This is a genomic window from Streptomyces telluris (assembly GCF_024519335.1).
GTDB lineage: Bacteria > Actinomycetota > Actinomycetes > Streptomycetales > Streptomycetaceae > Streptomyces > Streptomyces telluris.
Map to the genome: position 1 here is coordinate 20,825 of NZ_JANIID010000004.1, position 14,309 is coordinate 35,133.

The window sequence follows — 14,309 nt, forward strand, 5'->3', positions numbered from 1 at the left end:
TGACAGGTTCGTGCGACCGCGAGGAGGCGACCGTGCCGGACATAGCCGTGGACTACGAGCTGCTCTACGACGTGGCGAAGAAGGCCCGCTCGTTGAAGGAGCAGGTGGCCGAGGCGCGCACGCACGCGCCCGACCCCTCCGTCGAGCAGATCGGCCCGGCGGGGGCCAGGACGGCCGTGCGCCAGTACTACGTCCGGTGGGGCGGGGCCTTCAAACGCTCCGAGGAGAAGCTGGAGAAGCTCGGGGAGCTGTACGAGAAGGTGGGCAAGGAGTGGGCCGCCTGGGACTTCAGGCTGGCGGCCGACGCGAACCGGCAGGGCGCCGCCATCGCCGCGGACCTGTGGACCGGGCAGAAGGCCGCCTACGACGAGTGGCAGAAGCTGGTGGCCGAGGGGAAGGTGGATCCCAACGACCCGGACGCCCCCAAGGACCCGGGGCAGCGGCCGGCCACCTGGACCACCACCGACCCCAGCGGCAACTCCACCACCACGACGTACACCTACGGGCCGGACGGCAAGCCGCAGACGGTCACCACGACCATCACCACCAAGAGCGGCCTGACCAGCACCGAGACGACGACGTACCGCCCCGACGGCACCTACGAGTCGCGGGCCACCGACGTGCACGGCAATGTCACGGTGACCAACGGCAACTCCACCACCACGGAGACCGCGCCGAACACCAAGACCACGACGACCAAGTTCGACAGCACCACCACGGCTCCGGACGGCAAGAAGACCGTCACCACCGGCGACACCTCCTCGGTCTTCAACCCGCAGACCGGGCAGCGCACCTCGCACACCACCTACACGACCACCGGGCCCGACAAGGACGGCAAGGAACGCACCGTCACGGGCACCATCGACACCACCGTGGACGACAAGGGCGGGGAGACGACCACGACCGTCGAGGTCAAGAAGGACGGCAGCGGGACGAAGACGGTCGAGACCCCCGACGGCCGCTCGCAGAAGTGGGTCAGCACCAGCGCGGACAAGGACACCGGCTGGCGCCTCGAACCCTGAGCCGGCCCCCGGCCGGAGCAGTAACAGCACCTCACCCGGATCACATCAAGGAGACACCATGCCCCAGGGCAACGTCAGCATCGACTACGCCGAGATCGACAAGGTCGCCAAGACGATGAACGACGCCGTCACGAACATCGTGCCCATGCTGCAGAGCACCAAGACGACCGTCGAGGGCCTGCTGGACAACGGCCTGTTCATGCAGCAGAGCAGCCCGGCGATGAAGGCGTCGTACGAGAAGCTGACGCTCTCCCTGAGCGAGGCCATGAAGGGCATCACCGCCTTCGCCGGCCAGTTCCAGAAGATCAAGACCGCCGTGGCGCAGATGGACGCGGACATCGCCAAGGGCACCAACGGCTGACCGCCCCCCCGCACAGCACGAGGCGCCCCCGGCCCGCCGGCCGGGGGCGCCTCGTGCGTCCTCACCCCTCCTGCAGCACGGTCTCCGGCACGAGGAGGGAGACCAGGTCCCCCGTCACCGGATCCACCGTCAGCCCGCGCCCGGGCACGGGCCGCGAGCGCAGCAGGTCGTACGGGAGCCGCACCCCGAGCATGTCCCCCTCGCTCGGGGACTGCGGCGCCAGCAGCAGCCCCTTGCGGAGCCTGCGCGCCTGCCCCAGCCAGCCGAACCCGGCCGAGGTCAGCGCCTCCGGGGTGCCCGCGGCCGCCAGGCCGATGCCCCGGTCGCGACCGGTGGCCGCGATGTCGCGCAGCACCTCGTCGGCCGCGGGCATCGAGGACAGCAGGTCCGCGTCGTCGACCAGCACCACGGCCGGGCCGGTGCCCGCGTCGAGGGCGGCCCGCACGTCCTCCTCGGACGGATCGGCCTGCGCCACAACGGTCGCCAGCGGGTGCCGGGCCAGCCCGCGCAGCGGCGATTCGCGCGGGGTGAGGGCGACCACCCTCGTGCCCCCGGCCAGCAGGGAGACCGCCAGGGACGCCAGCGTCGTCGAGCGCCCCGTTCCGGGCGGGCCGCTGATCAGGAACGACGGGGCGTCCGCCGCGAAGTCCACGCCGAGCGGCGCCAGGTCGTCGCCGCTGATGCCCAGCAGGCCCCACAGCGGCCGCCGCTGCGCCTCGGGCACCTTGTCGTACGCGTCGGCGAAGGAGATCTTCGCGGGCAGCGTGAGCACCTTCGCGGGACGCCGCGCGGCCGGCACGGCACGGTCGCGCCGCTCCGCCCGCGCACCGATCTCCCGCAGCGCCTCCGCCTGGTCGCGCCCGCCGACCGGGGCGGCCGCGCCCTCCGCCGGGCGGCCCAGCAGGGCCACCTGGACCTCGGTGCCGCTGCCGCCGCGCCAGCCCCGGCCCGGCGGCACCAGCTCGGGGATCCGCCGGGCCGCCACGCCCGCCAGGGTGTACTCGGTGCGGTCGGTCAGCCGGAGCAGCAGCCGGTCGTCGTTGAGCGCGGCGGCCTTGCCGGTGAGCAGGGCCCGCTCCGAGGTGGCGACCACGTGGATGCCCAGGGGCGCGCCCTCGCGGATGAGGGCGGTGAGCTCGTGGACGTAACGGCCGCCGTCGTGGTCGCCGAGGAGGGCGACCAGCGAGTCCCAGCCGTCGACGAGGACCATGACGTGCGCCGGGCGGTCCTCCGGCCGCAGCAGCGACCGCAGTTCGGCGAGCCCGGAGGCGCCGTGCGCGGCCAGCAGCTCCTGACGGCGGGCCGTCTCGGCCATGAGCCGGGCCAGCAGGCGGCCGATGCGCTCCAGGTCGGCGCGCGGCACCACGGCCCCGCAGTGCGGCAGCGGGTTCAGGGCGGCGAGCGCGCCGCCCCCCGCGTCGATGCCGTACAGGTGCACGTCCGCCGTGGAGTGGCGGCGGGCCAGCGCCCCGGCGAGGGTGCGCAGCACCTGAGTCCGGCCCGAGCGGGGCGTTCCGACGACGTAGAAGTGGCCGAAGGTGTTGAGGTCCAGCTCCAGGGCCTCCTGGCACTGGGCGCCCGGAAGGTCGGCCAGCGCCCACGGGACCGGGGCGAGGTACCCGTCGGGAAGCCCCGCGGGAAGGGCCCGCTCCGGCAGGTCGTCCAGAGTGAGCCGGTGCGGCAGCGGTGGCAGCCACGGGCTCGGCTGCTGCGGGATGCCGAGGGCAGTGGCGGCCTCCTGGACGGCCTCGACGAGCGCGGTCAGGTCGGTCGGGGCCGAGGGGTCGTCCAGGAGACCCGGGTCGTCCTCCGCGGCGAGCTCCGGCCCCGGTGCGGGCGCCGGGCGCCCGAGCTGCGCCCACGTCACGTCCGTCGCCCGGATGTCGGCGGCGGTGACGGGACGTTCCGCCCGCACCGGGACCGGACCCGCCTCCGCCGCCGGCCCGGCCTCGCGCGGCGTGCCCGCGTACGCGGTCTGGAACGGCAGGACCGACCGGTGCCCGATCCGGGCCAGCGCCCGGCCGGGCGTGCCCGCGGAGATGCCGACGGCGTCGTTGACCTCCAGGACGTCCTGGCTGTCCGCGGCGTCGGTGACGCGCAGCGAGATCCGCAGGTTGGTGTTGGCCCGGATGTCGGCGGTGACCACTCCCGCCGGCCGCTGCGTCGCCAGCACCAGGTGGATGCCCAGGGAACGGCCCCGCTGGGCGATGGAGACCAGCCCCGGGATGAACTCCTGCACGTCCCGGGCGAGCGTGGCGAACTCGTCGATGACCAGGACCAGCCGGGGCAGCGCGGCGAGGGACGGGTTCCGGCGCCGCATCGCCCGGTACTCGGCGTGGTCCTTGGCGCCGACCGCCGCGAGGACGTGCTCGCGCCGGAGCAGTTCGGCGCCCAGCGAGGTGAGGGCGCGCTCGACGAGGTGGCTGTCCAGGTCGGTGACCATGCCGAGGGTGTGCGGCAGCCGCACGCAGTCCTTGAAGGCGCTCCCGCCCTTGTAGTCGACCAGCACGAAGGTCATCTCGTCGGGCCGGTTGGCCGCGGCGAGGGTGGCCACCAGCGTCTGGAGCAGCTCGGACTTGCCCGCGCCCGTGGTCCCCGCGATCAGGGCGTGCGGGCCGTCCTTGACGAGGTCGAAGGCGACGGGCCCGGAATAGCCGGAGCCCAGCAGCATGTTCGTGGACGCGGGCTGCTGCCCCCACCTGCGGACGAACTCGTCCCCGTGGGGCGGTTCGAGGTCGAGCAGCCGGAGCAGCCCGACCTCGCCGGGGAGGCCGTCCGAGCCGTCCGGGGTCACGTCGCGCACGGGCGCCAGGGCCCGGGCGATCCGCTCGCACCACTCGGCGTCGACCAGGTCCGGGCGGGCCGTGGTCACATCGGTCCTGCCCGTGCGGCGCAGCGTGAGCTCGCGGGCGCCGACCGAGCAGACCGACACGCACTCCTCCGGGAGCATCCGCTCCTCGCGGTCGACGCAGATCAGGAAGACCCGCACCGCGGGCCCCTCCTTGAGGACCTGGATCATGCCGGGGACGTCGCGCAGCAGGCGCGCCCCGTCGAGGACGACGAGCAGGTCGGGTTCGGCGATCAGCGTCCCGCCCAGCCCGGACTCCCGGGCGCGGCTGCGGGAGCGGACGGCCGAGACGAGCTCGGTGACCCGGGCGGCGACGGTCTCGGGGTCGTTGCCGAGGGTCACCGCCGGACCGCCCGCGGCCGGGGCGGCCACGCCGCCCTGACCCGGGCGTGCGTGCGGCAGCCAGCGCACCCACTCCCAGCCGGCCGCGCCCGCCGCGTCGGTCAGCACCGTGATCCGCACGTCGCGCGGGCTGTGCAGGATCGCCGCCTGGGCGACGGTCCAGCGCGCCAGGGCCGCCGTGGCCTCGCGCTCACCGGCGATGCCGAGCACCCCGTCGCCCACCAGGTCCACCCCGACCGGCATGTCGGGGATGTCCCAGTGGACGGAGCGGTGGTTGTCCTCGCGCGCGGAGTCGTCGATGGTCAGCAGGGACGGCTGCCGGACGGTGCCGACGCGCAGGTGGAGATGGTCGGCGTGCACACGCTGGCGCTCCCAGAGCCGGGCGCCCGGGCCGACGGCCCACAGGCCCGCGGTCGCGGGGTCCGGGGCCGCCTCGGTCCGCAGCGCGCGCTCGCGGTCCACCTTGGCCTTGACGTCCTCCTCCAGCGAGGCCCGGCGCGTCCGGTAACTGGCGGCCGCGGCCACGTAGTCGCGCCAGCCGCTCCGCTTGCCGCTCCAGTGGTTCGCCAGCGCCAGCACCGGGCTGAACAGCCCGAACACCAGGTAGTAGTACGACTTGAGGAAGACGACCATGCCGATGCCCATGACCAGGGGCGACAGCACCATCAGCAGCGGGATCGCCCGGTGGGCGGGCGGGACGGGCGGACCCGGCAGGACGAAGCGCTCCGGCTGCAGGGGCGGGACGATGCGCGGCGGCCGGTTGAAGTCCAGGTGGGCGCCGTCCGCGGACACCGCGAGGGCGGCGTCCGCCTCGGTCGGCTCGGCCACCCGCAGCAGGAACTCCCCGAAGGCGAGCTCGCCGCCCAGCGGCCACACGCACCAGCCCGGCGGGAGCGGCTCGGCCGTGTCGGCGTCCGGATCGGGGAGGTCGCCCGGCGGCGCCGGCGGCAGCGGGGTCGCGTCGGCGCGCGGCCGGTCGGGCGGCGGCACCGGCAGGGAGAGCGCGACGTGCGCGTCCTGCTCACCGGTGTGGAGGAGGACCGTGCCGTCGGGCCGCACGGTGACCCGCACCCCCGAGGACGGCACGTCCCGCCCCTCCAGGCGGACGGAACTGCCCGGCTGCGGGCCGACGCCGTGCGTGCCCGGCGCCAGCGCCCAGACACGGCCGGCGCCGCGGCCGCCGACGAGCTGCAGCTCCACGCCCGCGCCCCGCGGCAGGCGCTCGCCGTCGGGCGTGCGGGACGGCGGCGGGAGTTCACCGCGGGGCGCGCCGTAGCCGGCGGGCTCCGGGACGGCGGGCCGGCCGAGCCCCAGCCGGACACCGTCGCGGAGCCCCGCGGCGGTGAGCGTGGCGTCGGCCGGCAGCGGGCGGCTGCCGAGATGGAGGACGGGCGGCTCGGCGCCGTCCTCCGCGACGCCGCCGAGCCGGGCGGCGAGGGCCCCGACGGTGGCCGCGCCGGGGGCGTCCAGGACGACTTCCCGGTCGGAACCGGAACCGGAACCGGAATCGGAGCCGGGAGAGGACGTGGCGAGGCTGACGAAGAGTCTCATGGGTGTTCGGGGGTCCGATCCGGGTGAGTACGGGGAACGGCGGAGACGCCGGAAGCAGGCCGTGAACCCTTCCCGGCCCCGCCCCCCGGCCCGCCTTCAGGCTCGGGCTCCGGCTCAAGCCAGGCGCCGGGAAGGCCCGAAGGCGCCGCCGGCTCGGCGAAGTCGCCCGCGGGCGGGCGGGGGGTGGCAGGGACCGCGGATCCGGCACCGGTGCCGGACGGGAGGCCGGCTGCGGTGGCCGGCCCGCCGGAGGCGACGTCGGCTCGGCGCGGACCGGGGGCGGCAGGGGCCGGGGCTCCGGTGCCAGCACCGGACGGGGTCGCGGCTGCGGTGACCGGCCGGCCTGCGGCGGGGTCGCCCCGGCGAGGGCCGGGCGCGTCGGGTGCCGGACGCGGTACCGCGGCGTCGGCTTCCGGCTCGGCGAAGTCGTCGCGGAGCGGGCCCGGGGTCGGGGCCGCGGATCCGGTACCGGCAGACACGGGGGCGGCTCCGGCCCCCGTCGCGGACGGGCCCGGAGAACCGGCTCCGGAAGCCGCACCCGGATCCGGTGCGGCCGAGGCGGAGACGCCCGGCCCGGACGCCGGGACGGCCTCCGGCTCGCGGGCCGGGGAGGGGCCCGCCGCACCGGGCGGCGGTCCGGCCGGCATGACGGGCAGCGGGGGCGCGGCAGGCGCCGGCACGGGCAGGTGCCCGGCCCCGGCTACGGCGGCGGCACCAGCAGGAGTCCGGGCACCGGACCCCGCCCCGGCCGAAGGCTCGGCACCGGCTTCGGTACCGGCACTGCCGCCGGTTCCGGCCGTGGCACAAGTGCCGCCGGCGGCAGAAGCCCCGGCAGCAGTCCCGGCTCCGGCCGCAGCCCGGGCCCCGGCGCCGGCAGCAGCCCCGGTCACGGGACCAGCACTGGTCCCGGAGCCGGCCGCGGCTTCGGCGCCGGTGCGGGCAACTGTCTCCGCCCCGGCGCCGGTCTCGGCCCCGGCCCGGGCGCCGGGATCCGTCTCAGGCGGCTCCTGTGCCGGCGGTACCGGGCCGGCGCCGCCGTCACCGCCCCCCGGACCGGCCGGAGGGCCCGTCGGCACGTCGCGGGCGGCCCACCAGCCCGTGCCGCGGCGGCGGTACTTCTTGATGGCGGTGCCCACCGCCCTGCTCAGCGCCGCGGACTCCACGTCGATGCCGGTGCCCGGGCCGAGGAGGCGGCCGCCCGGTTCGGCGTGGAGGGTCCAGCAGTGGCCCGGCAGGCGGCCGCCGATCAGGGCGCGGACCCGGCCCGAGGCGCAGAGGCCGGCCAGGCGTTCCCGCTGGGCGGGGGTCGGGGTCCAGCACACGAGGACCACCGGTTCCGCGTCCTCCGCGCTTGCGGAGGATTCCAGCTCGTCGAGGATGCGGTCGAGCTCCCGGCCGGGGTAGCGCGGGTGCACGCCCCGGGCGACCTGTACCGCCGGGCCGTCGGCGAGCAGGTCGAGCTGCGCGGCCAGGGACTGGAGGACGCTGCGGACGACCCGGGCGTCGCCCTCCAGGCTCAGGGCGGGCGGTCCGCTCGTCCAGTCGGCGACGACCGTCGCGCCCGAGAGCCGGTCGGCGCCGACGACCAGCGGCAGCGTCCGCCGCGCGGGCGGCGCCTCCGCGCCGGGGGTGATCGCCGCGGCCTCGGCCGACCAGGTCCAGTCGCCCGGCTCGCCGCCGGCCTCCCGCCAGGGCGCCGCGGCCGCGCGCGGGCTGTGCCCGGCGAGGACGACCGCGACGCGCCGCCGGTCGGCGCTCACCGCGGCCGCCGCGGCGCGGCAGCCCTCCCCGGCCGCCCGCTCCGCGCCGGTGAGGGCGTGGTCGACGAGGGCGGGGACGGCCGGGTCGGCGAGGAACGACGTCAGCGTGCGGATCCGGCGCCGGTGCAGGCCGCGCGCGCGGAAGGGCTGGGCGAAGGCCCGCCGGGTCATCCGCAGCTCCCAGGCCGCCCGGCGGCAGGCCGGGCGGAAACCGCCCTGCCGTGCCACCGCCCGGATCAGCCACCAGAGGAGCGCCACCAGGACGAGGGCCATACCGGCGAGGATGACGGACGATTTCTGGTCAGGCAGGGGCAGAGCGACCGTCCAGGGGCCGCCGGCCGGTCTCCCGGTGGTCACGGGCACCGCCGGCGGTCCGCGGGAGCGGCGGGATCCGGGGAGCCTTGACGGGGCGTCACGGCCGGGCGGCCGCGAGAGCCGAGCGAGTGGGTGTGCACGGGAACCTCGGGTGGACGGAGCGGGCGGGGAAGGCGCGCCGGGGGCGCGCCGTGGACGTCCGTCGGCCGACCGCACCCACGGTGAGCAGCGCATTCGTGCCGACACCGAGATACATGGCAAATGCAGCCGCCAGGTTGCATGCCACCGCGCCGGTCCGGCGAACCTGGCCGGATCTCATCGCTCGCCGTCCGGGGGAGGGACGCGGCCGCCGGGCGCGCAAGCCCCGGGGCCGTGGGGCCGCCGGAGCGGGTAATATGGTACGAAGCGTCCCCTCCAGGGGGGCGTTTCCGCAGGTCAGGGGCCTGTCGGGAGCGCCCGGTGAGGGGGTCGGACCACACATCCTTGGACACCCTTGAAACCCCAGCCGGGCTGGGGTTTTTCCGTGTGCCCTGAACTATCAGAGATCCACGAGGCATGAACCCTTCCACCACCGAGCGCGCCGGGCGCGCCACCGGTGACCGGTCCGCCGATGTGACGGGCCGCCGTCCCGTCCGGGTGGGCGTGCTGGTCGCCGCGCTGCTCACGGCCTGCGTCGCCTTCCAGCTCAACGCCAGCATGCTCAGCCCCGCGCTGAAGAGCATCGAGGACAGCCTCGGCGCCAGCTCCGCCGAGATCGGCCTCACCCAGACCGCGTTCTTCACGTCGGCCGCCCTGTTCTCGCTCTTCCTGCCGCGCCTGGGCGACGTCGTCGGACGCCGCAAGGTCCTGGCGGGCATGCTGGCCCTGATGGCCGTCGGGTGCGTGGTCGCGGCGCTGGCGGAGAGCGTGCCGATGCTGTTCGCCGGGCGGATCCTGCAGGGCGCGTCCGGGCCCACCGTGCCCCTGTGCCTGATCATGCTGCGGGTCGAGGTGACCGAGCCCAAGCGCTACGGCACCCTGCTCGGCGTGATCACGGCCGTCAACGGCGGCGTCGCCGGTGTGGACTCCCTCGCGGGCGGCTTCCTCGCGGACAACCACGGCTTCCAGGCCGTCTTCTGGGCGATGGCCGTCGTGGCCGTCGTCGCCACCGTCCTGGTCGCCACCCTGACGCCCGAGAGCAAGGTCGCGGCCGCCGACCGGATGGACTGGCCGGGCGTGGCCCTGCTCGTGGTCTCCGTCGGCTCGCTGCTCATCGCGCTGAACGAGGCCGGCAAGCTGGGCGATGCCCGCTGGCCGATGGTCGCCGGGCTGGCGGCCGTCTCCGCGGTCGCCTTCGCCCTGTTCTGGCGCACCGAGGACCGCAGCGGCCACCCGCTGGTCGCCACCCGGCACCTCAAGCAGCGCGGCACCTGGGCCACCCTGCTGACCACCACGCTCACCATGACCGGCGTCTTCGCCGTCATGAACGGCCTCATCCCCTCCCTCGCCCAGGACGCCGAGGCGGGCCTGGGGATGTCGGCCGAGGCCTCCGCGTGGTGGACGCTCACCCCGTACGCCCTCGCGGGCCTCGCCATGGGCCCGGTCGCGGGCCGTCTCGCGGCCACCTTCGGCTACGGGCGCGTCCTGCGCCTGGGGCTCGTGGGGTCGGCGGCGTCCGTCGTCCTGATGATCCTCACCATCCCGGCGCACTCGCGCGTCCTGCTGCTGGTGGCCTCGCTGCTGGTCGGCATCACCTACGCGGGTGTGGCGAACATCGTGCTCAACGGCCTGGGCATCGTGCTGTCGCCCAAGGAGAACCCGGGCTTCCTGCCCGGTCTCAACGCGGGCGCGTTCAACCTCGGCGCGGGCCTGAGCTTCGCCCTGCTGTACGCGGTGAAGACCGCCGTGCAGCCGTCCGACCCGGCCTCGTCCACCGGCTACACCGCCGGCATGATCGCGGGCGTTGTGATCATGGCCGCGGCCCTCGCGACGTCCTTCCTCATCCCGAAGCCGGTCACGGCGGAGGCGCACGGCTGACGTCCACGGTCGGCGCACGGCTGACGCCGGTCGCGCCACGGCAGCAGAACCCCGGTTCCCGAGCCGGGGTTCTGCTGCGTTTCCGGGCGGTACAGGACGGGGGCCGCCCGGAATCGCGCCGGTTCAGCGCGCCCGGCTCGCCGGTACCGTCGCCGCCGTGCCGCTTCCGTTCCCGCTTCCGCTTCCGTTCCCGCCCCCGCTTCCGTTGCCGTTCGCGGCGGCCCCGGCCGCCTTGCGGCCGTTCGCCGGCGCCGGGCGCCCGGCGGGGGGCCCGGCTGCCTCCGCGGTCTCCCCGGCCGGCGGAGCCTTCGCCGCCGCCTCCTGGATCAGCCGCGAGCGGATCGCCAGGTACTTGGCGTTCAGCTCGTCGACGGGGATGAACTTGCTGACGCCGCCCTCGCTGATCTTCGGCTCCTGGCGCTCCATGATGCGGACGTCCTGGACGTCCTGGATCCACTTCTCCATGTAGAGGGAGGCCCAGGGCAGGACGCGCCGCAGCTTCTCCGCGCGGAGGAGCGGCTTGAACGCCGGGTACTCGTACCAGCGCAGGATGTGCTCGGTGTGCCCGTCGTCGACGGGCACCAGCCACGACGTCGCCTCGAACTGCTCGGTCTGGACGTGGACCTGGCAGGGGAAGGTGAACGTGATGACGTAGTGCGTGGTGTTCCTCGGGTCCGCCTCCTCCTGGTGGTCGAAGGAGTAGCGCAGCGTCTGGCCCTCGGTCTCCAGCTTGTGGTTGACGATCTTCGTCGCCGCGAGGTAGCGCTCCTTGCCGTCCAGGCCCAGCTTGCGCGCGGTCCCGTAGAGGAACAGGTAGTCGATGTAGTTGAACCAGTGATCACGGTGGACGTACGTGATGTGGTAGAACTCGAGCAGGCTTTCGATGTAGCGGGTGTAGTGGACCGGACGGGTCCAGTGCGTCGTCGCGTGGGCCTTGGGGTTGTCCGCGACGACCGGCGCGATCTGAAGGTCCGGCAGGTCGGCCTCCGCCCGCTCCTCGCCCCACCACAGCCACACCAGCCCGTGCGCTTCCCGCACCGGGTGCGTGGGCACCCGCAGCGAGCCGGGGATGCGCGCCCCCGAGCCCAGCGCGGGGACGGCCTTGCACGCGCCGTCGGGGCCGTAGCGGAAGCCGTGGTAGGGGCACTCGACGGTGTTGCCCTTCATCCGGCCGTCGGCGAGGTTCGCGCCCTTGTGCGGGCAGCGCGCGCCCTGGCAGACCAGGTTGCCGTCGAGGTCGCGCCACAGCACCAGCTCCTCGCCCATGCGGCGGACGCCGGTGGGTTTGCCGTTGCCGACCTCCTTGGCCTCGAGTATCGGATACCACTGGTTGGGGATCATCTCGTTCTCTCCTCGGGCAGTTGCTCGAACGCGGCGTGGGGCGCTCAGCCTTCGACGACCTCGACCGTCCCGGTGTCGCCGTCGACCATGACCATGTCCCCGGTGTTGATGCGCTGCGTCGCGTACTTGGTGTTCACGACCGACGGCACGTGGAACTCGCGGGAGACGATCGAGCTGTGCGACAGCATCGAGCCGACGTCGGTGACGACACCGCCGGCGATGGCGAACAGCGGCGTCCACGACGCGTCGGTGTAGCGGGTCACGAGGATCTCGCCGGCCTCGAACTCGTCGGCCTGCCAGGCGAGGTCCTCCACGATGCGGGCGCGCCCGACGACCCGCCCGGGGCTCGCCCCCAGCCCGCTCAGCCGGGCCCCGTCGGGGGCGGGCCGCACGGCCTGGGTGATGTCGTGCTCGCCGATGAAGGTCAGCGGCGGCTCCGGCAGCCGCTTGCGGTACTCGTGGACGCGCCGCGCCTCGTCGATCCGCTCCCGGGAGAAGGCCTCCGGCTCGCCGGCCTCCCCGGCCAGATAGGCCCGCACGTCCTCGAAGTCGAGGTGGGCGACCTCGTCGAGGGAGTGCAGGACGCCCTTGTCCACCAGGCGCCGGCCCACCTCGTACACCACGTTGCGCACCAGCCAGATCGAGGTGATCATCGACATCCGGGTGGTCTCGCGCAGCTCGCTGCACAGCGCGTACAGCGAGATGACCGTCTCGATCACCTTGCGCTGCGGCAGCGAGAGCTTCTTGAGGATCTCCCGCGAGCCGTCCCGGTAGCCGCTGCTGCGCCTGAGGATGTCGTCGGCGGAGAAGCCGTCGGAGGCGTAGCGCCGGATCATCTGGAAGATGTACGACGGGTCGTCGATCCACCGCGGGTGGGTGATCTCCATCTCCTGGTGGCCGCGGGTGCCGTTGGCGCGCAGGAACGGCTCCATGTGCCGCTCCCAGAAGACGGCGCCCTCGTCGTCCGCGCGCAGCGTCTCCTCCACGGACCCCAGCGGCTGCTCGTTGATGATGCGCAGCACCCGGGGCCGGTCCTTGGCGGCCTGGGCGACGGCCCAGATCTCCTTCGCGGACTCCACCGTCCGCAGGCTCGACATGTCCGTCTTGATGCGGTTCTGCAGGTTCTCGCCCTCCTCGCCGAGCCACATCCGGCACAGCTCGGTGAGGATCCCGTAGAACCCGAAGGCGTTGATGTAGTACGGCATGTAGCCGATGTGCATGTCGTGGAAGTAGCCGAGGTCGCGGGTGAGTTCGGCGTGCAGCTCGCGGCGGCTCATGCGCGAGAGGTCCAGCCGCCGGGCCCGGTCGAACTCGTAGAGCCGCGACGCGACCATCTCGCCCGACCGGGACTTCATCCGCACCGCCTCGGCGGCGGTGAAGCGCAGCCAGTGCGCGGTGGAGCGCAGGCCCTCCGTGCCGCCCGGGAACGTCCCGAAGGGGTTCTCGTAGTCGGCGAGCGCCCCTCCTTCGACCTCCTCGCCGACGAACCGCTTGGTGAAGTGGCGCTGGTTGCGCGTCGGCAGGGCCTGGCCGAGCAGGTAGGCGCTGTAGGAGATGTTGAGGTAGACGTGCCCCTGGTAGTAGCCCATGTGCAGGTCGGCCTCGCCGGTGTCGCGGACGCCGAGGGCCGCGGCGCAGTCCAGGTGGACGTTCTTCTGGTAGTAGCGCGCGAAGCTCAGGCCCAGCGGCGTCATCAGGCCGACGAAGATCTCGCCGATGTCCATGCGGGACCACAGGGTGCCGCGTTGGACGGCCTCCGGCTGCTCCGTGACGTACGGGCTGAGCGTCCCGGCGCGCGACGCGGCGTCGCCGGGGGCGGGCCGGGTGGTGATCGGGCGGGTCTGGAAGAGGTGGAACACGCCGTCGCGCAGGCCCCATTCGACGTCCTGCTCGCTGCCGTAGTGCTCGCGCACCCGCAGCCCGAGCCGCGCGAGCTCGGCGAGCTGCGCGTGGTCCAGGCAGGGGACGTTGCGGTCGGCGGCGTCGACCTTCGTCATCCCGATCTTCCCCGGTGCCAGCGGCGCCCACTTGGCCACCTTGTAGCGCACCCGCTCCTCGACGACCTCCAGGCTGCCGTCGTCGACGACGAACAGGTCGCTGGAGACCCGCCCGGACACCAGCCCCTCGCCCAGCCCCTGGCAGGCCTCGACCACCACGCGGTGCGGCCGGGCGCTGACGGGGTCGACCGTGAACAGCACGCCGCTGACGTCGCAGTGGATCATCTCCTGGACGACGACGGCCATCGCCCCGGCCGTGGCGCCGTCGCGGTAGGCGGTGGCCCGGGCGGACCACAGCGACGCCCAGCACTGCCGCACGGCGTCCAGCAGCGCCGCGTCCCCCGCGACGTCCAGCACCGTGTCGTGCTGGCCGGCGAAGGAGCGCGCCGCCGAGTCCTCCTTGAGCGCCGAGGAGCGCACGGCCACGCGCGGCCGGCCGAGCTTCTCGTAGGCGGCGAGGACCTCGTCGGCGATCGGGGCGGGGATGCGGGTCGCGAGGATCAGCTCGCGGACCGTCCCGCCCTCGGTGCCCTCGATCTTGCCGGCCAGGCCGGTGTCGGCGAGGTAGCGGGTGAAGAGAGCGGTGGTCAGGCAGAAGGCGGGCGGGACCGGCAGCCCCGCCGCGATCATGTCGGCGAGCCGGGCCGCCTTGCCGCCGAGGACGGCGGGGTCGGCCCGCCCGGGACCGCCGAGGTCGACGACGTCGCCGGTCGGCGCTGCGAGGGTGGCGGTGTCTTGGGGACGGGTTGCCATGTC

Annotated in this window: 7 protein-coding genes; 3 read left to right on the forward strand and 4 right to left on the reverse strand. The window is 74.6% G+C overall.

The genetic code is table 11. The features are described from left to right. Positions 1 to 32 precede the first annotated feature (32 nt). Positions 33 to 1,022 (forward strand): hypothetical protein, encoded by a 990-nt coding sequence (locus NQU55_RS06320; RefSeq protein WP_168092565.1) that lies wholly within the window; start codon positions 33 to 35, stop codon positions 1,020 to 1,022. Positions 1,023 to 1,080: 58 nt separating this feature from the next. Then, the gene (locus NQU55_RS06325; protein ID WP_120758512.1) at positions 1,081 to 1,383 is read left to right on the forward strand and encodes a hypothetical protein; all 303 of its coding nucleotides are present in this window, start codon (positions 1,081 to 1,083) and stop codon (positions 1,381 to 1,383) included. Positions 1,384 to 1,444: 61 nt separating this feature from the next. Here NQU55_RS06325 and NQU55_RS06330 read toward each other — a convergent pair whose 3' ends face one another. Continuing rightward, positions 1,445 to 6,124 carry an FtsK/SpoIIIE domain-containing protein gene (locus NQU55_RS06330; RefSeq protein WP_168092566.1) on the reverse strand — a complete coding sequence of 1,560 codons (4,680 nt, stop codon included), beginning with the start codon at positions 6,122 to 6,124 and terminating at the stop codon, positions 1,445 to 1,447. Next, entirely contained in the window at positions 6,121 to 8,157 is a 2,037-nt protein-coding gene (locus tag NQU55_RS36420; RefSeq protein WP_168092567.1) for a hypothetical protein, read from the reverse strand. Before NQU55_RS36420 ends, NQU55_RS06330 begins: the two co-directional genes overlap by 4 nt. A gap of 597 nt (positions 8,158 to 8,754) precedes the next feature. On the opposite strand from NQU55_RS36420, the gene uriT reads away from it, so the two are divergent. Next, on the forward strand, positions 8,755 to 10,215 hold the full coding sequence (gene uriT / locus NQU55_RS06340; RefSeq protein ID WP_256789986.1) for a uridine transporter UriT: 1,461 nt from the start codon (positions 8,755 to 8,757) through the stop codon (positions 10,213 to 10,215). A 123-nt stretch (positions 10,216 to 10,338) separates the two neighbouring features. Here uriT and NQU55_RS06345 read toward each other — a convergent pair whose 3' ends face one another. Both NQU55_RS06345 and redH read right to left on the reverse strand, forming a co-directional pair. Next, the gene (locus NQU55_RS06345; protein ID WP_168092726.1) at positions 10,339 to 11,556 is read right to left on the reverse strand and encodes a Rieske 2Fe-2S domain-containing protein; all 1,218 of its coding nucleotides are present in this window, start codon (positions 11,554 to 11,556) and stop codon (positions 10,339 to 10,341) included. A 44-nt stretch (positions 11,557 to 11,600) separates the two neighbouring features. Then, a complete protein-coding gene (gene redH, locus NQU55_RS06350; RefSeq protein WP_168092725.1) occupies positions 11,601 to 14,306 on the reverse strand; it encodes an undecylprodigiosin ligase RedH in 2,706 nt (901 codons plus the stop codon). Between the last annotated feature and the right edge of the window lie 3 nt (positions 14,307 to 14,309).